The sequence below is a fragment of the Streptomyces sp. Q6 genome, assembly GCF_036967205.1.
GTDB classification, from domain to species: Bacteria; Actinomycetota; Actinomycetes; order Streptomycetales; family Streptomycetaceae; genus Streptomyces; species Streptomyces citrinus.
The window spans coordinates 1,537,488-1,557,387 of sequence record NZ_CP146022.1 but is presented as its reverse complement, the minus strand read 5'-3'; the positions used below and the strand labels follow the sequence as shown (position 1 = coordinate 1,557,387).

The following is a 19,900-nucleotide window of genomic DNA, read 5'->3' as shown; positions in this document are numbered from 1 at the left end:
AACTGACGTTCCCTCGCGGCCGGTTCGCGCCCATGGCACGGACCGGCCGGGAACGCCACTGACGAGGAGAGAACGGCGCTATGCCGAAGAACAAGTCGCACAGCGGTGCCAGCAAGCGCTTCAAGGTCACCGGCTCCGGCAAGGTGCTCCGCGAGCGCGCCGGCAAGCGCCACCTGCTCGAGCACAAGTCGTCGCGCCTGACGCGCCGCCTCACCGGCAACGCCGAGATGGCCCCGGGCGACGCCAAGAAGATCAAGAAGCTTCTCGGCAAGTGACGTACGGGCGCTCCTGCGCCCCGTTACGTCGGCTAGACCGGGACCTATACGAACTCGGGTCGGGTGACGTCATCCCCGGCCCCGCTACAAGGAGTTAACAAGTGGCACGCGTCAAGCGCGCAGTCAACGCGCACAAGAAGCGTCGGGCGATCCTCGAGCAGGCCAGCGGCTACCGCGGTCAGCGTTCGCGTCTGTACCGCAAGGCCAAGGAGCAGGTCACCCACTCCCTGGTCTACAACTACAACGACCGCAAGAAGCGCAAGGGCGACTTCCGTCAGCTGTGGATCCAGCGCATCAACGCCGCTGCCCGCGCCAACGGCATCACCTACAACCGCTTCATCCAGGGTCTGAAGGCCGCCAACATCGAGGTGGACCGCAAGATCCTGGCGGAGCTCGCCGTCAACGACTCCAACGCGTTCGCCGCGCTGGTCGAGGTCGCGCAGAAGGCGCTGCCGGCGGACGTCAACGCGCCCAAGGCTGCCGCCTGATCGCTCCGCTGAGCCGGATGTGATGTCGGACCCGCAAGCTTGTCGCTTGCGGGTCCGAGTGCGTTCGGCGTCGCATCTGCCATCGTCTGTCGTGCGCCGTGTGCGGACCGGCCGACTCTGGTCGCGCCCCGCGGCGCAGCCGCTGACAGACACAGTTCCACGCCCCTTCGGGGCGCTTCCCCTAGGTGAGTCGCATGGTTGCTGCCCCCGAACTGATCTCCCCCAAGTCCTCCCGCGTCTCCGCCGCCCGGCGGCTCGGGAAGCGGAACTTCCGGGGGAAGGAGCGGCTGTTCCTCGCCGAGGGGCCGCAGGCCGTGCGGGAGGCCGCCGCGCACGGCGGACTCGTGGAGATGTTCGCGACCGTCGAGGCCGCCGAGCGCTACGCCGAGATCGTCGGCGAGGCGCGGGAGGCCGGTGCCCGGGTGCACCTCGCCGACGAGAGCGTCATCGCCGAGATCTCCACGACCGTGACCCCGCAGGGCGTGGTCGGCGTCTGCCGGTTCCTCGACGTGTCCTTCGACGAGGTCCTCGCCGCGCGGCCCCGGCTCGTCGCCGTCCTGGCCCATGTGCGCGACCCCGGGAACGCGGGGACCGTACTGCGGTGCGCGGACGCCGCCGGCGCCGAGGCCGTGGTGCTGACCGACGCCTCCGTGGACCTGTACAACCCGAAGGCGGTCCGCGCCTCGGTGGGCTCCCTGTTCCATCTGCCCGTCGCCGTGGGCGTCCCGGTCGAGCAGGCCGTCGCCGGGCTCAAGGACGCCGGCGTACGCATCCTCGCCGCCGACGGCGCGGGGGACGACGACCTCGACGACGAGCTCGACAAGGGCACCATGGGCACCCCGACCGCCTGGGTCTTCGGCAACGAGGCGTGGGGACTGCCCGAGGAGACCCGCGCGCTCGCGGACGCCGTCGTGCGCGTCCCCATCCACGGCAAGGCCGAGAGCCTCAACCTCGCGACGGCGGCCGCCGTGTGCCTGTACGCCTCCGCCCGAGCCCAGCGCGCCCCCGGAGGGTGCCGTTCCGTCACGCCCAGCTAGTAGGGTGACGACCTCGGGTCCACGGGCCGAGAGGTGGGATACGGGGAGATGAGCGTCGTCGGCACGAGCAGCTCGCGTGGTGCGCAGGGGCGGTCCGTCCCTGCCGCGCCCCGGTGCGGAACCGACGATCTCGCGGGGCTCGGCGTGCACCCCGACGACCTCCCCGACGGACTGGTCGTCGCCGACGAGAGCGGCCGCGTCGTCTGTTTCAACCGCGCGGCCGAGCGCATCACCGCCGTCCCCGCCCCCCGCGCCCTGGGCGCCCCGCTGGAGCGGGCGCTGCCCCTGGAGGACCTCGAAGGCCGCCGCTGGTGGCAGCTGACCGACCCGTACGGCGGACTCGCCACCCGCGTCGGACAGCCCGAGCGGAACCTGCTCCTGCCCGGCGGCCGCGAGGTCCTGGTCACCGCGCGCTACGTACGCAGCCGCCCCACCGGGCCCGTGCGCCGTGTCGTCGTGCAGATCCGCGACACCGAGGCCCGGCGCCGCACCGAGCGCAGCCACGCCGAGCTGATCGCCACCGTCGCCCACGAACTGCGCTCCCCGCTGACCTCCGTGAAGGGCTTCACCGCGACCCTGCTCGCGAAGTGGGAGCGATTCACGGACGAGCAGAAGCGGCTGATGCTGGAGACCGTCGACGCGGACGCCAACCGCGTGACGCGACTGATCACCGAACTGCTCGACATCTCCCGCATCGACTCCGGCCGCCTCGAAGTGCGCCGCCAGCCCGTCGACATCGCCGCCGCCGTCTCCCGGCACATCCAGGCGCACGTCGCCGCGGGCCAGTCCGCCGACCGGTTCCTGCTGCGCGTCACGCAGCCGCTGCCCGATCTGTGGGCCGACCCCGACAAGGTCGACCAGATCCTGAGCAACCTCCTGGAAAACGCGGTGCGCCACGGCGAGGGAACCGTCACGATTGACATCGAGCGGGCCGAGCACCTCGGCACGTCCGTCACCGTGAGCGACGAAGGCCCCGGCATCCCGGAGGAGTCCATGAACCGCGTCTTCACCCGCTTCTGGCGGGGCAGCAAGCGCGGCGGCACGGGCCTGGGCCTCTATATCGTCAAGGGCATCGTCGAGGCCCACGGCGGCACCATCACGGTGGGACGGGCGCCGGGCGGCGGCGCCGAGTTCCGATTTACGTTGCCCGTGGCCACGCCCGCGTATCTCACCAGCTGAGTGCCAGGGCCCCACGGGCAAGAAGAGTGATCCGAAGGATCGCGAGCAGGGCGGTGGCGGGCGACAGGTGCGCGTAATCGCACACGTCACCCCCCCGTTAGACTCGTCCTTTGGCACATTGCGTCTCCACGTCAGGGACGGTTCGTCGTCGGATTCGGGACGAGTCGTAGACGGGGCCATCCGCAGGGGGCACCTCCCAGCGTTAGCTGGGGGACAACCGGAAGCACGGGAAGAGATGTCGGCACCGAACAAGTCGTACGACCCTGTCGAGGTCGAGGCACTGAAACCGGAAGAGATCGAGCGCATGCGGGACGAGGCGCTCGCCGCCTTCGCCGCCGCGGACTCGCTCGACGCGCTTCAGGCCGCCAAGGTCGCGCACGCCGGCGGCACGTCGCCGCTGTCGCTCGCCAACCGCGAGATCGGCGCGCTGCCGCCGCAGGCCAAGGCCGAGGCCGGCAAGCGCGTCGGCCAGGCCCGCGCCGCCGTCGGCCGGGGCCTCGCCGCCCGCCAGGCCGAGCTGGAGGCCGAGCGCGACGCGCGCGTCCTGGTCGAGGAGGCCGTGGACGTCACGCTGCCCCACGACCGTGTCCAGGCCGGCGCCCGCCACCCGCTGACCACGCTCTCCGAGCGCATCGAGGACGTCTTCGTCGCCATGGGCTACGAGGTCGCCGAGGGCCCGGAGATCGAGACGGAGTGGTTCAACTTCGACGCCCTGAACATCGGCCCCGACCACCCCGCCCGCGGCACCCAGGACACCTTCTTCGTCCAGGGCCCCGACGGTGGTGACCGGGAGTCCGGTGTCGTGCTGCGCACGCACACCTCTCCCGTGCAGGTCCGCTCCATGCTCGACCGCGAGCCGCCGGTCTACGTGATCTGTCCGGGCCGCGTGTACCGCGCCGACGAGCTGGACGCCACGCACACCCCCGTGTTCAACCAGGTCGAGCTGCTCGCCATCGACGAGGGCCTGACCATGGCGGACCTCAAGGGCACCCTGGACCACATGGTCCAGGCGCTGTTCGGCAAGGACATGAAGACGCGGCTGCGTCCGAACTTCTTCCCGTTCACCGAGCCGTCCGCCGAGATGGACATGGTCTGCTACGTCTGCCGCGGCGAGTCCGTCGGCAATCCGGACCGCCCCTGCCGCACCTGCTCCTCCGAGGGCTGGATCGAGCTCGGCGGCTGCGGCATGGTCAACCCGAAGGTGCTCGTCGCCGCCGGTGTGGACCCCGAGAAGTACAGCGGATTCGCCTTCGGGTTCGGCATCGAACGGATGCTGATGTTCCGCCACAACGTCGAAGACATGCGAGACATGGTCGAGGGTGACGTCCGCTTCACCCGGCCGTTCGGGATGGAGATCTGATGCGTATCCCGCTTTCCTGGCTGCGGGAGTACGTCGACCTCCCCGCCTCAGAGACCGGCCGCGACGTGCAGGCCAAGCTCGTCTCCGCGGGCCTGGAGGTCGAGACCGTCGAGCAGCTCGGCGCCGGCCTCAAGGGCCCCCTCGTCGTCGGTCAGGTGCTGACCATCGAGGAGCTGGAGGGCTTCAAGAAGCCCATCCGCTTCTGCACCGTCGACGTCGGTCAGGCCAACGGCACCGGTGAGCCGCAGGAGATCGTCTGCGGCGCCCGGAACTTCGCCGTCGGCGACAAGGTCGTCGTGGTCCTGCCGGGCGCCGTGCTGCCCGGCGACTTCGCGATCGCCGCGCGCAAGACGTACGGCAGGACCTCGCACGGCATGATCTGCTCGACCGACGAGCTCGGCATGGGCGACGACGGCACGCACGGCATCATCGTGCTGCCGCCCGAGCACGAGGCCGGCACCGACGCCATCGAGCTGCTCGAACTCGTCGACGAGGTCCTGGACATCGCCGTCACCGCCAACCGCGGCGACTGCCTGTCGCTGCGTGGCGTCGCCCGCGAGACCGCCATCGCCTACGGCCTGCCGCTGCGCGACCCGGCGCTGCTCGACGTGCCCGCGCCGAACGCGGACGGGTACCCGGTGCGGATCTCCGACCCGATGGGCTGCGACCGCTTCACCGCGCGCACCGTCACCGGTCTGAGCCCCGAGGCGCGCTCCCCGATCTGGCTCCAGCGCCGCCTCCAGAAGGTCGGCATGCGTCCGATCTCGCTCGCCGTCGACGTCACCAACTACGTGATGATGGAGCTCGGCCAGCCCCTGCACGCGTACGACCGTTCCCTGGTCCAGGGCTCGATCGGCGTGCGCCGGGCCGAGCAGGGCGAGAAGCTCACCACCCTCGACGGCGCCCAGCGCGTCCTCGACGCCGGTGATCTCGTCATCACCGACGACCGCGGCGCCATCGCGCTCGCCGGTGTCATGGGCGGCGCCGACACGGAGATCGCCGACCACGAGGAGACGGCCGGTACCACCGACGTCGTCATCGAGGCCGCGCACTTCGACGCCGTCTCCATCGCCCGGACCGCGCGCCGCCACAAGCTGTCCTCCGAGGCGTCCAAGCGCTTCGAGCGCGGCGTCGACCCGCAGGCCACCTCCGCCGCCGCCCAGCGCGCCGTCGACCTGCTGGTCCTGCTCGCCGGTGGCACCGCGGAGCCGGGCGTCACCGAGGTCATCGCGCCGTCCGCGCCGCACACCATCACCATCCCGGCGGACCACCCGGACAAGGTGGCGGGTGTCGCGTACGGCCGCGAGACCGTCGTGCGCCGCCTCCAGGAGGTCGGCTGCGACGCGTACGGCCAGGACACCCTGACCGTGTCCGTGCCGTCCTGGCGCCCCGACCTCACCGACGCCAACGACCTGGCCGAAGAGGTCATCCGGCTGGAGGGCTACGAGAACCTGCCCTCCACGCTGCCCCGGCCCCCGGCCGGCCGCGGTCTGACCGAGCGGCAGCGGCTGCACCGCCGTGCCGGTCGCGCGCTCGCCGGCGCCGGTTACGTCGAGGCGCTCACCTACCCGTTCCTCAGCGAGGGCGTCTTCGACCAGCTCGGCCTGCCGGCCGACGACGCGCGCCGCCGCGTGGTCAAGCTGATCAACCCGCTGAGCGACGAGGAGCCCGCGCTCCGTACGACGCTGCTGCCCGGCCTCCTCGCCGCGCTGCGCCGCAACGACGGCCGCGGCAGCCACGACCTGGCGCTCTTCGAGACCGGCCTGGTCTTCCGGCCCACCGGCCAGGAGAGCGTGCCGGCCCGGCTGCCCGTCGACCGCCGCCCGACCGACGAGGAGATCGCCGGACTCGACGCGTCGCTGCCCGCGCAGCCGCGCCGCGCCGCCGTCGTCCTCGCGGGCGCCCGCGAGCAGGCCGGCTGGTGGGGCAAGGGCCGCCCGGCCGACTGGGCCGACGCCGTCGAGGCCGCCCGCCTCCTCGCCCGTGAGGCCGGGATCGAGCTGACCGTCAGCGGTGACCGGCACGAGCCGTGGCACCCGGGCCGCTGCGCCGCGCTCCATGTCGACATCGACGGGACGCGGACCCTGGCCGGTCACGCCGGTGAGCTGCACCCGCGCGTCGTCAAGGCGCTGAACCTGCCCGAGCGCACCTGCGCGATGGAGCTGGACCTCGACGTCCTGGAGCGCGCCGGTACCGGTCCGCTCCAGGCGCCGCGGATCTCCACCTACCCGGTGGCCACGCAGGACGTCGCGCTCGTCGTCGACAAGACGGTCCCGGCCGCCGACGTCGAGAAGGTGCTGCGCGAGGGCGCCGGTGAACTCCTGGAGTCGCTGCGCCTGTTCGACGTGTACGAGAACGCCGAGCAGCTCGGCGCCGACAAGAAGTCGCTCGCGTACGCGCTGCGCTTCCGGGCCGGCGACCGCACGCTGACCGTCGACGAGGCGTCCGCCGCCCGCGACGCCGCGGTGGCACTCGCCGCCGAGCGCACGGGCGCGGTGCTGCGCGGCGCGTGACCGGCGCACCACGTCGCACGTAGTCCCAGGTGAGGGGCGCATCCGGACCACCGGGTGCGCCCCTCACTCGTTCGGGTGAGGAATTTCGCCGATCTGGTCCGATCGGTACAGACGGTCGACAGAATCAGTGCGGCCGCCGGGCCGACCGGTGCGCTCGCTGAACAGGGCCTAGGGAGCCGTCGGCATGATGCGATCGAAGTCCAGGGCGCCCACCCGAATCCTCCCCCCTTCCCTGCGCGCACTGCTCCCGTGTGCCGCCCGCGCTCCGCGGGCCGAACCCGGCGGCGTCCGGCGCGCGTTGATGCTCGGCCTGCCCACGATGTGGGGCGCGGTGGCCATCACGTACAAGCTGATCTGCCCCCTGGCCCAGCAGAACGGGATGGGGGCGCGGATCATGACCAGCGCCGTGTTCTTCGCCGTGGGAACCGGGCTGATACTCCGCGTACGGCAGAAGCTGATGCGCGAGCTCCGGGAGATCCGGGCCGTCGCGGGCGCCGCGCAGTCCGTCCTCCTGCGCCCGCTGCCGCCCCGGCTCGACGGTCTCGCGCTCGCCGCGGGCCAGCTCTCCGCCGACCGCGGGGCCAGCGTCGGCGGCGACCTGTACGACGTCGTGGCCACCGACCACGGGGTCCGGGTCGTGATGGGCGATGTGCGCGGGCACGGTCTGGCGGCGCTCGCCACCGTCGGCGCCGTCCTCGGGAGCTTTCGCGAGGCCGCCTACGACGAGGACGAACTCGGGCGCGTGCTCCGGCGGTTGGAGCGGGCGCACGCCCGGCATCTGCGCCAGCGTTCGCGCGACGAGCATCCCGCCGCCGGGGGAGGGGAGCCGCAGAGCCCGCTCGCCGAGGAGTTCGTCACCGTACTGCTCCTGGAGATCCGGCAGGACGGCGCCGTGTACGCGCTCAACTGCGGACACCCGTGGCCGTATCTGCTGCGGCCGGGAGCGGTGTGCTGTGTGGAGCCGATGAGCGACGGCGAACCGATGCCGCCGCTCGGGCCCTTCCCGCTCCCCGTCGACCTGGAGCCCGCGCCGTGCGGGCGGATCCTGCCCGGTGAGGCGATGCTCCTGCACACCGACGGCATCGAGGACGCCCGCGACGGTCATGGCCGGTTCTTTCCGCTGCCCGCCGAGCTCACGGCCGCCGTGCGGCGCAGGCCGGTGGTGCCCAAGGCCCTCATCCAGGCCGTGTACACCCGGCTGCTCTGCCACATCGGGGGGCCGCCCAGCGACGACGCCGCGATGCTCGTGCTGCGCAACGACCGCAGGCGCGTCCCGACGCAGGCGGGCGAACCGGCCCTGCACAGCGCTCATCACGCGCTCTGACCGTCCGGTCCGCGAAGGCTCCGACGCTCCCCGAACGCCTGGCGCGTCGTCCGCCCGCCGCGGAGTGTCGGGCAGGCGAGCGGGCGGACGACGCGGGATCGGGCCGCCGCACTGTCGAGGGGGAGCCGGCGGCCCGGCCGGCCTCTTGCGAGGCAGTTCAGTCAAGCGGGAGGAAACCGGCCACAACAGAGTGCACAAGGCCCGGAGTTGAGCATTCCGATCACACCCCGTGTGAAGACCCCTGGACTACGCTGGCGCCACCGAGCCCACGGAGGGCATCCATGCAGCCCAACACCCTGCTCGACGCGATCCTCGACGAGGCCGGTATCTCCCATGCGGGCCTCGCCGCACACGTGAACCAGGCCGGGAAGGCCCGCGGTCTGGCCCTGAGGTACGAACACACCGCCGTCGCGCGCTGGTTGAAGGGCCAGCGCCCGCGCGGTCAGGTCCCCGACCTGATCTGCGAGGTGCTCGCGGCCCGGCTCCAGCGGCATGTCACGCTCGACGACATCGGCCTCGGCATTCCCGGCGAACCGGCCGCCCTGCACGGGGCGCCGGGGCTCTCCGGGTTCGTCGAGCGGGCCACGGCCCTGTGGCGCTCCGACGAGCAGCAGCGCCGGCACATCCTCGACGCCCCGGCCGTCACGGGAACTCCGGCCGTGATGCCGGTCTGGGAGTGGGAGAACCCGCCGGAGGACAACGACGTCTCGCGCGGCGGGCGGCTCCTGGTCAGCGCCGCCGACATCGAGATGATGCGTTCGGCCCGCACCCACTACGAGCAGATGTACCGCAAGGCGGGCGGTATCGCGACACGGACCCGGATCGTCGGCTTCCTCAACGCCGAGGCGGCGCCGCTGCTGCGCGGCAGCTACACGGACGCCACCGGGCGCCAACTGCACCGCGCCACCGGCGGGTTGGTCGCCATCGCCGGGATCTGCGCGTACGACTCCGACGCGCACGGCCTCGCGCAGCGCTACTTCCACCAGGCGCTGCGGCTCGCGAAAGCCAGTGGTGACCGGGGGCTCGGCGCGTACGTCATAGCGCTGCTGGTCAATCAGTCGCTGCACATGCGCGAGTACCGGCAGGCCGTCGCGTTCGCCGAGGCGGCGCTGCGCGCGGCGGGCCGGCACATCACCCCGGCGCTCGCCTCCGATCTGTACGCGATGCAGGCGAAGGCGTACGCGCACCTCGGCGACGGCACGAGCGCTCTGGAGTGCATCCGGCGTGCCGAGTCCGCCGCCGACCGGATCCGGCGTGGACACGAACCGGACGAGACCGGATACGTGCAGCCCGGATTCGTCAACGTCCAGGTCGCGGAGGCCCTGTTGAGCCTCGGGGACTACGCCGCCGCCAAGGAGCACGCGCAGGAGGCCGTGCACACGCCGGCGCACGACCGAGGCCGGGTGCACCGGCTCGCCGTGCTCAGCCAGATCCAGCTGCGCCAGGGCCACGCCGACCAGGCGGTGGAGACCGCCGTACAGATGGCCGAGGCCGCCCGGGGCATGGAGTCCCAGCGGCTGCGCGACAGACTCCGGGCGGTACGCGAGCACCTCGTCCGCAGCGGTTGCGCCGGCACGGCCGAGGCCGCCGAACTCATCGACGGGGCGCTGCGCGTACCGCTCTGAGCCGTGAGGCCCTTCTGCTGGGCGCTCGTTCATGCCACTGCTGCGATATTGCCATCAACTCGGCGGAAGGTGGCAGAACCGTGCAGTGGACGAAACAAAACGAACAGACTGTGTATGAAAACCGGTGGTTCAGCGTCAATCTGGCCGACGTCGAACTGCCGGACGGCCAACACCTCGATCACTTCCTGATACGTCTTCGCCCCGTGGCGGTGGCCACAGTGGTGAACGAGGCCAACGAGGTGCTCCTGTTGTGGAGGCACCGCTTCATCACCGACAGCTGGGGCTGGGAACTGGCCGCGGGTGTCGTCGAGGACGGCGAGGACATCGCGTACGCGGCCGCCCGAGAAATGGAGGAGGAGACCGGCTGGCGGCCGGGACCGCTGCAGCACCTGCTGACCGTGGAGCCGTCCAATGGCCTCACGGACGCCCGGCACCACATCTACTGGACCGACGAGGGAACGTACATCGGCCACCCCCAGGACGACTTCGAGTCGGACCGCAGGGAATGGGTCCCACTCAAACTCGTCCCCGACATGATCGCTCGCGGAGAGGTCCCGGCCGCCAACATGGCGGCCGCGCTACTGCTCCTGCACCATCTCCGGCTCGGTTAGGGCCGGTTGGACCCTAGTGACCGAGTGCCTGCCAGACCGCGATGGCCAATGCTCCGACCGCGGTCAGCGCGGCGACCGCGGGCAAGGGCCAGCGGGTGTGCTCGAGCGCCTTGATCCGCGCGCTCAGGTCGTCCTGGTCCTTGGCCGTCTGGTCGTCGCGGTGGGCGAGCAGGGCCAGCTGGCCGTCGATCCGAGTCAGGCCGACCTCGAAGACGCGGCGTAACTCTGCGAGTTCTTCAGGGACCACGGGATGCTCCGGGTCGGTGGTCACGAGTCCGCTCCTTTCCGTAGTCATGACATCCCTGTCGTGCGCATCGGAAGTCAACTCGCCTGGTGGACACGGCGGGAGCGTGTGCGGAGGGCATATGCGAGTCACTCGCGCGCACCCCGTGCGAACGGAACGGGCCCGGTGCTCCGAAGAGCGCCGGGCCCGTGGACGAACACGGTGCGTGGTCGCACCCGCTTTTCGTCAGGCGTACGGTGCGTGAGGCGTACGCGTCGTCAGGCGTACGTGTAGAAGCCCGACCCCGTCTTGCGGCCGAGCCGGCCCGCGTCGACCATCCGCTGGAGCAGCGGGGGAGCGGCGTACAGCGGCTCCTTGTACTCGGCGTACATCGAGTCCGCGATGGAGGCGATGGTGTCGAGACCGATCAGGTCGGACAGCTTGAGCGGGCCCATCGGGTGGGCGCAGCCCAGCTCCATGCCGTTGTCGATGTCCTCGCGGCTCGCGATGCCGGACTCGAACATCCGGATCGAGGAGAGCAGGTACGGCACGAGCAGCGCGTTCACCACGAAGCCCGAGCGGTCCTGGGCGCGGATCGCGTGCTTGCCGAGGACCTTCTCCACCAGGGCCTGGGCACGGCTGATCGTGCCCTCCGACGTGGTCAGCGCCGGGATCAGCTCGACGAGCTGCTGCACCGGGGCCGGGTTGAAGAAGTGGATGCCGATGACGTGGTCCGGGCGGGACGTCGCCACGGCCAGCTTCACCAGCGGGATGGACGAGGTGTTCGACGCGAGGATCGCGTCGGGGCGCGTCATGACCTGGTCGAGGACCTGGAAGATCTCGGTCTTGACCTGCTCGTTCTCGACGACGGCCTCGATGACGAGGTCACGGTCGGCGAACTCGCCCAGGTCGGTGGTGAACGTGAGACGCGCCTGCGTCTCCGCCAGCTCCTCCTCGCTGATCTTGCCGCGGGAGGCCGCCTTGGTGAGGGAGTTGAGCAGCCGGGTGCGGCCGATCTCCAGGGCCTCGCCGGTGGTCTCCGCCACCATCACGTCCAGACCGGAACGGGCGCAGACCTCTGCGATCCCGGCCCCCATCTGGCCACACCCCACCACTCCGACGCGTGTGATGTCAGTCAAGGCGTCCGTCACCTCGTGCCTTTCGCTGTTCGTCCGGGGTCGCCGGCGCCACTGCTCTACAGGGTCTTTCGGATCTGCACGTTACCCCGTAGACATGGGAGGGGTGGAGCTCGGGTTAACGGCTGTTCATCCGCGCACCACCGTGGCACAGGAAACAAGGGGGAACCATGGGACGTATCTCACGTCGGGCCTTCGCCGCGGGGGCCGCGCTCGCGCTGGCCGGGATGACGGCCGGGGACGCCGTCGCCGCGGAGCGCGGTGTGCCCGTGGCGCGCGCGATGCGGGGCATGTGGCTGGCCACCGTGGCCAACCGCGACTGGCCCTCGCGCGCCGGGCTCACCGCGGCGGAGCAGCGGGCCGAGCTGATCGCGCAGCTGGACACCGCCGTACGGCGCCGCCTCAACACTGTGATCTTCCAGGTGCGGCCGACCGCCGACGCGCTGTGGCCGTCCCCTCACGAGCCGTGGTCGCAGGTCCTCACGGGGACGCAGGGCAAGGACCCCGGCTGGGACCCGCTGGGCACGGCCGTGACCGAGGCGCACCGGCGCGGCCTCGAACTGCACGCCTGGTTCAACCCGTACCGGATCGCCAACCACACCGACCCCGGCCGGCTGCTGCCCACGCACCCGGCCCGGCTGCACCCCGACTGGGTCGTCCCGTACGGCGGGAAGCTCTACTACAACCCGGGGCTGCCCGAGGTCCGGCGCTTCGTGCAGGACGCGATGCTCGACGCGGTGAAGAAGTACGCGATCGACGCGGTGCACTTCGACGACTACTTCTATCCGTACCCGGTGGCCGGCCAGACCTTCGACGACGACGCGGCGTACGCGGCGTACGGCGGCGGGTTCGCGGACCGGGCGGCCTGGCGGCGCGACAACATCGACCGGCTCGTACGGGAGATGGCGCGGCGCGTCAAGCGGACGCGGCCCCATGTCCGGTTCGGGATCAGCCCCTTCGCGGTGTGGCGGAACATCGCGACCGACCCCGAGGGATCCGACACCACCGCCGGGGTGCAGACCTACGACAACCTGCACGCGGACACCCGGAAGTGGGTGCGCGAGCGGTGGATCGACTACATCGTGCCGCAGGTCTACTGGAACATCGGCTTCGCGGCCGCCGACTACGCGAAGCTCGTGCCCTGGTGGGACGAGGTCGTACGGGGCACGGGCGTGCGCCTCCACATCGGCGAGGCCCTCTACAAGGCGGGCGATCCGGCGCAGCCCGCGGCATGGCAGGACCCCGCGGAGCTGTCCCGGCACCTCACCTTCGCGAGGGGGTTCCCCGAGGTGCGCGGTCATGTGTTCTTCTCGGCCAAGGAGGTCGGGCAGGACCGGATCGGCGCGATGGCCCGCGTCGTCGCGGACCACTACACCTGACCCGGCTGCTCCCGGTTCGCCTCGTGACTCGTCCCGTGCCGGACGACCGCGTCGGGGCCCGGCGACATGATCGCCTCGTGGCCGTCCTCGAAGCGGACGCGGAACGGCGGCCCGCCGTCGACGCCGAGCACCTCGATGATCTGGGCGACCCTGTCGTGCTGCCCGACGATCCGGCCGTGCATCAGGAGCTGGTCGCCTACGGTTGCGCGCATCAGGAGTGACCTCCTCGCCGTGCCCGTGATTTTCCGCAAGTCTACGGCCCAGCTGGGGAGTTGAGACCCCGGTGCGGCGGCCGGGTCAGCCGCGGGCGCGCTGGGTGACCGCGATGCAGACGAGAACCGCCAGCGCGGTGAGCGGCGCCGCGACCGGCAGCGACTCGCCGAGCAGGAACACCGACCAGACCAGGGTCAACAGCGGCTGGGCGAGCTGGAGTTGGCTCGCCTTGGGGACGCCGATGACGGCCATGCCCCTGTACCAGACGACCAGGCCGACGAACTGCGAGACCGTCGCCACCCACATCAGGCCGATGACCGCGTGGCCGGTGAGGCGCACGGGCTCGTACGCGAGCGAGACGGCGGCCCCGACCACGGCGAACGGCAGGCACAGCACCAGCGCCCAGCCGGTGACCTGCCACCCCGGCATCACCTTGGCGAGCCTGCCGCCCTCCGTGTAGCCGGCCGCGCAGATCAGCAGCGCCCCGAAGAGGCAGAGATCGGCCCGGGTGAGGGCGCCCCCGCTCTGCTGCACGGTGAAGGCGATGACGGCGGCCGCGCCCGCGCAGGCCGCGACCCAGAACGTACGGGACGGCCGGGCGCCCGTGCGCAGGGACGAGAAGACCGCGGTCGTCAGCGGCAACAGGCCCACCACCACGGCCGAGTGCGCCGTCGTCGCCGTCCGGAGCGCGAGCGTCGTGAGGATCGGGAAGCCGAGTACCACCCCGGCCGTGACGACCGCGAGCCCGGCCCAGTGGCGGCGCTCCGGGAGCCGGACGCGCCGCGCGAGCAGGCACGCCCCGGCGATCACCGCCGCGAGCACGATGCGCAGGCTGACCAGCGACCAGGCGCCGAAGCCCTCGAGACCCCAGGCGGTGGAGGGGAACGTGAGGGAGAACGTGGTGACGCCGAGAGCGGCGAGCAGGGTGCCGGAGGCGGTGCCTACCGGGCGGTCCTTCGAAGGCGACGGCGCCCCGGTCCGCTCGGCGACCGCTATCGCATGATGGTCGGTAGCGCTATTCTCAGTCCTCATGCACGAGAGTAGCAGCGTGAGTGAACTGGCGAAACAGCTCAAGGATGAGCTGAAGCGCTACTCGGTCGATGAGAAGCTGCCGTCGAGCCGGGCCCTCGTCGAGCGGTTCCGGGTCAGCCCGGTGACCGTGTCGCGGGCCCTCGCCCAGCTGTCCGCCGAGGGCCTCGTGGTGACGCGGCCCGGCGCGGGCGCCTACAAGGCCGCGCCGCGCGCCACCGTCCCCGTGGGCGACACGTCCTGGCAGGAGGTCGCGCTCAGCGCCGACTCCGCCACCGAGCTGGTGCCGCGCGCCGTCGACGCCTCCGGGGTCCTGATGACGCTGGCCGCGCCGCCGCCCGGCGTCATCGAGTTCAACGGCGGTTATCTGCACCAGAACCTCCAGCCCACCGCCGCGATGGCCGCCGCGCTCGCCCGCGCGGGCCGCCGCCCCGGCGCGTGGAACCGGCCGCCCGTCGACGGACTGCCCGAACTGCGCTCGTGGTTCGCGCGCGGTATCGGCGGTGCGGTCACCGCGGCCGAGGTGCTCGTCACCGCCGGAGGCCAGTCCGCGCTCGCCACGGCGCTGCGCGCGCTCGCCCCGCCCGGCGCCCCCGTCCTGGTCGAATCGCCCACCTATCCGGGCATGTTGGCGATCGCGCGCGCCGAAGGCCTGCGCCCGGTGCCGGTGCCCGTCGACCGGGACGGGGTGCGCCCGCACCTGCTCGCGCAGGCGTTCAAGGCGACCGGCGCCCGCCTCTTCGTGTGCCAGCCCCTGTTCCAGAACCCGACCGGCGCGGTGCTCTCCGCGGAGCGGCGGCCCGAGGTGCTGCGGATCGCCCGGGAGGCCGGGGCGTTCGTCATCGAGGACGACTTCGTGCGCCGCCTCGTGCACGAGGACGCCGGGCCGCTGCCCATGCCGCTCGCCACCGACGACCCCGACGGCGTCGTCGTGCACGTCTGCTCGCTCACCAAGGCCACCTCGCCGAGCCTGCGGATCGGCTGCCTCGCCGCACGCGGCCCCGTCCTGGAGCGGCTGCGCGCCATCCAGGTCGTCGACCACCTCTTCGTGCCCGGCCCCCTCCAGGAGGCGACGCTCGAACTCGTCGGCTCTCCGGCCTGGCCGCGCCATCTGCGGACCGTGGCGAGGGAGTTGAAGCAGCGCCGCGACACCCTGACCACCGCCGTCACCGGGCAGGTGCCGGAGCTGTCCCTGACGCACGTCCCGGTCGGCGGCTACCACCTGTGGCTGCGGCTGCCCGACGGCACGGACGAGCGGCGGCTCGTCGGCGGCGCGCTGCGGGCCGGCGTCGCGGTGGCACCCGGCGGCCCGTACTTCGCGGCCGAGTCCCCGGCCCCGTACATCCGGCTGAGCTTCGTGGCCGCCGCGGGCACGGCGGAGATCACCGAGGGCGTACGACGGCTCCGCGTGGCCTGTGACGAACTTCTCCCGGGCTGAGCCCAGCTCGACTACGGCCGGGCTGACCTGCGACGCTCCTCGTATGACGACGTACCTTCCGGACGGATACGAGATCTCCGCCGACTCCGCGCGCATAGACGCGGCGCGGGTTCACCACTGGCTGTCCACCGACGCGTACTGGGCCATGCACCGCCCGCGCGAGAAGCAGGACAAGGCGATGGAGGGCTCCCTCAACTTCGGGGTGTACGACGTCGGTTCGGGAGAGCAGGTCGGCTACGCCCGGGTCGTCACGGACCACGCCACGTTCGGCTGGCTCTGCGACGTGTACGTGGACCGAAAGGTGCGCGGCAAGGGCCTCGGCAAGGCCCTCGCGGCCGCCGTCCGCGACCACATGGGGCCGATGGGCGTCCGCCGCATCCTGCTCGCCACCAAGGACGCGCACGCGGTGTACGCCGAGGTGGGCTTCGAACCGCTGCCCGGCCCCGACCAGTGGATGGTCTTCTACTTCGACCAGTCGCTGCGGCCGCGACCGCGCTGAGGAACGGCGCCCGGCGGCCGCCCTGTGTGACACCTTGACCTGGGCTGCCGACGGGTCACACGATCACGCGCAGGCAGCTCGGCGTCACGCTCGTCGCCGCCCGACCTCGGCGCGCTCGCCGCCGCCGAGCTACGGTACTGCGCGGCGACCCCGGCCCAACCCGCGCTGCGCGACTGCGACATGGGCGTCCGCCGGCTCGGTGATCCCCGCTCGGCGCCGCACGGCGGGGAGTCGCCGCTCGCGTTCATCGCGGGCATCGGCTCCTGGCTGGACACCCGGCCGTGCGACGGCAGCCGCAGGGAGGCCGTCGCGGAGCCGTCGGTGGTCCGCGCCGCGCTCGTCCACGCGCTGAAGGCGCCGCCGTCGACGTACGTGACCATCGACGCGCGGCCCCTGTCGGCGGTCACGGTCGTCGGCCGTCCCGGCCGGTGGAGTCTGCGGCTCGGCGGTAGTCCGTCGTGAGGACCAGGTCCTTGGCCGGTCCCTTCACGCGCCAGACCGTCCGCCACCGGTCGGCGTCGTACACGGTGAACTCGCCGCGGTAGAGGTCCGCGGAGCACGGGTGGTCCGCGACGTGGTGACCGGTGCGCAGATCGAGGCCGTGGAAGAAGCGTCCGTCGGAGAAGTGCACGACGGCGGTCCCCGGCGTCTCGCCGGACGGGTCGGGCAGGTAGCGCAGGGTGCGCTCGGCGGGGCGTGACGTGCCGCGCCACGCGAAGACGCCGGACTCGAAGTGCAGCAGCCCGCCCCCGGCGTCCCCGTCGTCGAGGTCGGTGAAGTCCGTCGTCCCGGTGAACGTGGCGGTCACGTCGTCGGCGAGGTCGCGCACGGTCCGCTCGACCTGCCAGCGCCCCGCGAGGAACGCCAACACGTCGGAAACCGGCCAGAGTTCGCCCCTCACCCACATCACTCCCGTTCACCTCTGCGCCAACCGTTGACGCGTGGTCCGTCGCTTCCTATCTTGCCGTTCGCAGTTTAGGACGACGTACGAGATTTCGAACACTTCCGTTACCGCTGTGAAGGATGGGGAAGCGTATGACGCGTGGACGACGCAGGCGCTGGAGACTCGGGCTCGGAGCCGCGGTGGGAGCACTGCTGGCCGGCACCGCGGTCACGCCCTCGGCCGTGGCCGACGACGTCACCGACTACACGGTCACCGTCGACCCGAGCCGCACGGGCGCGACGATCGACGACACGATGTACGGCGTCTTCTTCGAGGACATCAACCGGGCCGCCGACGGCGGGCTCTACGCCGAACTGCTCCAGAACCGGTCCTTCGAGTACTCGACGGCCGACAACAAGGCGTACACGCCGCTCACCGCGTGGACGGTCGACGGGACGGCGAAGGTCGTCGACGACGCCGGCCGGCTCAACGCCCGCAACCGCACCTACCTCTCCCTGGGCGCCGGTTCGACCGTCACGAACTCCGCGTACGGCACCGGGATCACCGTCGTGAAGGGCGGGACGTACGACTTCTCGGTGTGGGCGCGGGGCGACTCGACGCTGAGCGTGCGGCTGAGCGACGCCGACGGCGCGCTGGCCACGGCCGCGCGGGTGGCCACGCGCGGAGGCTGGGCCAAGTACACGGCGACGTTCACGGCCACGCGCGCCGGCACCACCGGCCGGCTCTCCGTCACCTCGTCGGCGGACACCGCGCTCGACATGGTCTCGCTGTTCCCCCGGGACACCTACAAGGGCCGCAGGAACGGCCTGCGCAAGGACCTCGCCGAGAAGGTCGCCGCCCTGAAGCCCGGCTTCGTGCGCTTCCCCGGCGGCTGCCTCGTCAACACCGGCTCCATGGCGGGCTACGACGCGGCGTCCGGCTACGAGCGCAAGCGCTCGTACCAGTGGAAGGACACCGTCGGCCCGGTCGAGCAGCGCGCGACGAACGCCAACTTCTGGGGCTACAACCAGAGTTACGGCCTCGGCTACTACGAGTACTTCCAGTTCGCCGAGGACATCGGCGCGATGGCGCTGCCCGTCGTGCCCGCACTCGTCACCGGCTGCGGCCAGAACCGGGCCACCGACGACGACGCGCTCCTGAAGCGGCACATCCAGGACACGCTCGACCTGATCGAGTTCGCCAACGGCCCGGTCACCAGCAAGTGGGGCAAGCTCCGCGCCGAGATGGGCCACCCGAAGTCCTTCCACCTCACGCACCTGGAGGTCGGCAACGAGGAGAACCTGCCCGAGGAGTTCTTCGCGCGCTTCACACAGTTCCGCACGGCCGTCGCCGCCAGGTACCCGGACGTCAAGGTCATCTCCAACTCCGGCCCCGACGACTCCGGTTCGACGTTCGACACGGCCTGGAAGCTCAACAAGGACGCCCGCGTCGACATGGTCGACGAGCACTACTACAACAGTCCGCAGTGGTTCCTCCAGAACAACGACCGCTACGACACGTACGACAGGAGCGGCCCCAAGGTCTTCCTCGGCGAGTACGCCTCCCTCGGCAACAAGTGGTCCAACGCCCTGTCGGAAGCGGCCTACATGACGGGACTGGAGCGCAACGCCGACGTCGTGAAGCTCGCCTCCTACGCCCCGCTGTTCGCCCGCGACGACACCGTGCAGTGGGCGCCCGACATGATCTGGTTCAACGACCAGAAGTCGTGGGGCTCGGCCGACTACGAGGTGCAGAAACTGTTCATGCGCAACGTCGGCGACCAGGTCGTCCCCTCGACCGGCACCGCCACCCCGTCGACCCTCGAACCGATCACCGGCGCCGTGGGCCTGTCGACCTGGGCGACGAGCGCCGCGTACGACGACGTGAAGGTCACGGACGCCGACGGGAACGCCCTGTTCGGCGACGACTTCAGCGGTGACGCCGCCCGCTGGACCGGCTCCGGCCGCGGGAGCTGGAGCGTCCAGGACGGCCAGTACGTGCAGTCCGACGAGGCCGCCGAGAACACCATGGTCACCGCGGGTGACCCGAGCTGGCGGAACTACGACCTGCACGTGAAGGCCACCAAGAAGTCCGGCAAGGAAGGCTTCCTCGTCGCCTTCGGCGTCAAGGACACCGGGAACTACTACTGGTGGAACCTGGGAGGCTGGAACAACACCCAGTCCGCCGTCGAGCAGGCCGTGAACGGCGGGAAGTCGACGCTGATCGCCAAGGCCGGGACCATCGAGACCGGCCGCTCCTACGACGTCGACATCAAGGTGCGCGGCCGCCAGGTCACGCTCTTCCTCGACGGGCAGGAGTGGGGCTCCTTCAAGGACGACAAGCCCGCGGAGCCGTTCCGGCAGGTCGTCACGCGTGACAAGAAGACCGGTGACCTGATCGTCAAGGTCGTCAACGCCCAGGACGCGCAGGCCCGGACGACGGTGGACCTCGGGGGCGCCGACGTCGAGCGGAAGGCCACGGTGACCACACTGGCCGCCGCGCCCGACGCCGAGAACAGCGCGACCGAGACACCGGTGAAGCCGGTGACCTCCACGTTCGACGGGGTCGCCGACACGTTCTCGTACACCTTCCCGGCGAACTCGGTGACCTTCCTCAGGCTCAAGAAGGACTGAGACCGCGGGGGACGAGCGGCCCGGCGCCGGAACGGACGCCGCCGGGCCGCTCGTG

At 71.5% G+C, this 19,900-nt stretch carries 18 protein-coding genes and 1 pseudogene; 14 read left to right on the top strand and 5 right to left on the bottom strand.

Annotated features, from left to right (window positions below):
* Positions 1-80: 80 nt before the first annotated feature.
* The 9 genes from rpmI to V2W30_RS07330 all read left to right on the top strand — a co-directional run bounded on the left by rpmI (position 81) and on the right by V2W30_RS07330 (position 10,412).
* A complete protein-coding gene (gene rpmI, locus V2W30_RS07370; RefSeq protein WP_007829094.1) occupies positions 81-275 on the top strand; it encodes a 50S ribosomal protein L35 in 195 nt (64 codons plus the stop codon).
* A gap of 101 nt (positions 276-376) precedes the next feature.
* Positions 377-763 carry a 50S ribosomal protein L20 gene (rplT, locus tag V2W30_RS07365; RefSeq protein ID WP_338694619.1) on the top strand — a complete coding sequence of 129 codons (387 nt, stop codon included), beginning with the start codon at positions 377-379 and terminating at the stop codon, positions 761-763.
* Positions 764-957: 194 nt separating this feature from the next.
* Positions 958-1,800: an RNA methyltransferase gene (locus V2W30_RS07360; RefSeq protein ID WP_338694617.1), complete on the top strand. Its 843-nt coding sequence runs from the start codon at positions 958-960 to the stop codon at positions 1,798-1,800.
* Between the two features lie 48 nt (positions 1,801-1,848).
* Positions 1,849-2,979, top strand: a complete 1,131-nt coding sequence (locus tag V2W30_RS07355; RefSeq protein WP_338694616.1) for a sensor histidine kinase — start codon at positions 1,849-1,851, stop codon at positions 2,977-2,979.
* Between the two features lie 235 nt (positions 2,980-3,214).
* Entirely contained in the window at positions 3,215-4,339 is a 1,125-nt protein-coding gene (gene pheS / locus V2W30_RS07350) for a phenylalanine--tRNA ligase subunit alpha (RefSeq protein ID WP_338694615.1), read from the top strand.
* Complete coding sequence (gene pheT / locus V2W30_RS07345) at positions 4,339-6,852, top strand: phenylalanine--tRNA ligase subunit beta (RefSeq protein WP_338694614.1); 2,514 nt, start codon at positions 4,339-4,341, stop codon at positions 6,850-6,852. Before pheS ends, pheT begins: the two co-directional genes overlap by 1 nt.
* Positions 6,853-7,153: 301 nt before the next feature.
* The gene (locus V2W30_RS07340; protein ID WP_338703518.1) at positions 7,154-8,176 is read left to right on the top strand and encodes a PP2C family protein-serine/threonine phosphatase; all 1,023 of its coding nucleotides are present in this window, start codon (positions 7,154-7,156) and stop codon (positions 8,174-8,176) included.
* A gap of 281 nt (positions 8,177-8,457) precedes the next feature.
* On the top strand, positions 8,458-9,801 hold the full coding sequence (locus tag V2W30_RS07335; protein WP_338694613.1) for a transcriptional regulator: 1,344 nt from the start codon (positions 8,458-8,460) through the stop codon (positions 9,799-9,801).
* 80 nt (positions 9,802-9,881) lie between these two features.
* Positions 9,882-10,412, top strand: coding sequence for an NUDIX hydrolase (locus tag V2W30_RS07330; protein ID WP_338694611.1), 531 nt, complete (start codon positions 9,882-9,884; stop codon positions 10,410-10,412).
* Positions 10,413-10,425: 13 nt separating this feature from the next.
* Here the strand turns inward: V2W30_RS07330 and V2W30_RS07325 are convergent, their stop codons facing one another.
* Together V2W30_RS07325 and V2W30_RS07320 are read right to left on the bottom strand one after the other, a co-directional pair.
* Entirely contained in the window at positions 10,426-10,683 is a 258-nt protein-coding gene (locus V2W30_RS07325) for a hypothetical protein (protein ID WP_338694609.1), read from the bottom strand.
* A gap of 230 nt (positions 10,684-10,913) precedes the next feature.
* Positions 10,914-11,774 carry a 3-hydroxybutyryl-CoA dehydrogenase gene (locus V2W30_RS07320; RefSeq protein WP_338694607.1) on the bottom strand — a complete coding sequence of 287 codons (861 nt, stop codon included), beginning with the start codon at positions 11,772-11,774 and terminating at the stop codon, positions 10,914-10,916.
* A 167-nt stretch (positions 11,775-11,941) separates the two neighbouring features.
* On the opposite strand from V2W30_RS07320, the gene V2W30_RS07315 reads away from it, so the two are divergent.
* Complete coding sequence (locus tag V2W30_RS07315) at positions 11,942-13,150, top strand: glycoside hydrolase family 10 protein (RefSeq protein WP_338694605.1); 1,209 nt, start codon at positions 11,942-11,944, stop codon at positions 13,148-13,150.
* Here the strand turns inward: V2W30_RS07315 and V2W30_RS07310 are convergent.
* Together V2W30_RS07310 and V2W30_RS07305 are read right to left on the bottom strand one after the other, a co-directional pair.
* Complete coding sequence (locus tag V2W30_RS07310) at positions 13,141-13,362, bottom strand: DUF1918 domain-containing protein (RefSeq protein ID WP_338694603.1); 222 nt, start codon at positions 13,360-13,362, stop codon at positions 13,141-13,143. The genes V2W30_RS07315 and V2W30_RS07310 overlap by 10 nt on opposite strands.
* Positions 13,363-13,447: 85 nt before the next feature.
* On the bottom strand, positions 13,448-14,395 hold the full coding sequence (locus tag V2W30_RS07305) for a DMT family transporter (protein WP_338694601.1): 948 nt from the start codon (positions 14,393-14,395) through the stop codon (positions 13,448-13,450).
* Between V2W30_RS07305 and V2W30_RS07300 the strand changes: the two genes are divergently transcribed.
* The 3 genes and pseudogenes from V2W30_RS07300 to V2W30_RS07290 all read left to right on the top strand — a co-directional run.
* Positions 14,394-15,830, top strand: coding sequence for a PLP-dependent aminotransferase family protein (locus V2W30_RS07300; protein WP_338694600.1), 1,437 nt, complete (start codon positions 14,394-14,396; stop codon positions 15,828-15,830). The two genes, V2W30_RS07305 and V2W30_RS07300, sit on opposite strands and share 2 nt — an antisense overlap.
* A 43-nt stretch (positions 15,831-15,873) precedes the next feature.
* Entirely contained in the window at positions 15,874-16,329 is a 456-nt protein-coding gene (locus V2W30_RS07295; RefSeq protein ID WP_338694599.1) for a GNAT family N-acetyltransferase, read from the top strand.
* 99 nt (positions 16,330-16,428) lie between these two features.
* Positions 16,429-16,791: pseudogene (locus V2W30_RS07290) on the top strand (histidine phosphatase family protein); the annotation flags it as partial.
* On the opposite strand, the gene V2W30_RS07285 reads toward V2W30_RS07290, so the two are convergent.
* Entirely contained in the window at positions 16,733-17,230 is a 498-nt protein-coding gene (locus V2W30_RS07285; RefSeq protein ID WP_338694598.1) for a DUF6314 family protein, read from the bottom strand. The pseudogene V2W30_RS07290 and the gene V2W30_RS07285 overlap by 59 nt on opposite strands.
* Before the next feature lie 134 nt (positions 17,231-17,364).
* Between V2W30_RS07285 and V2W30_RS07280 the strand changes: the two genes are divergently transcribed.
* Entirely contained in the window at positions 17,365-19,845 is a 2,481-nt protein-coding gene (locus V2W30_RS07280; protein ID WP_338694597.1) for an alpha-L-arabinofuranosidase C-terminal domain-containing protein, read from the top strand.
* Positions 19,846-19,900: the final 55 nt, after the last annotated feature.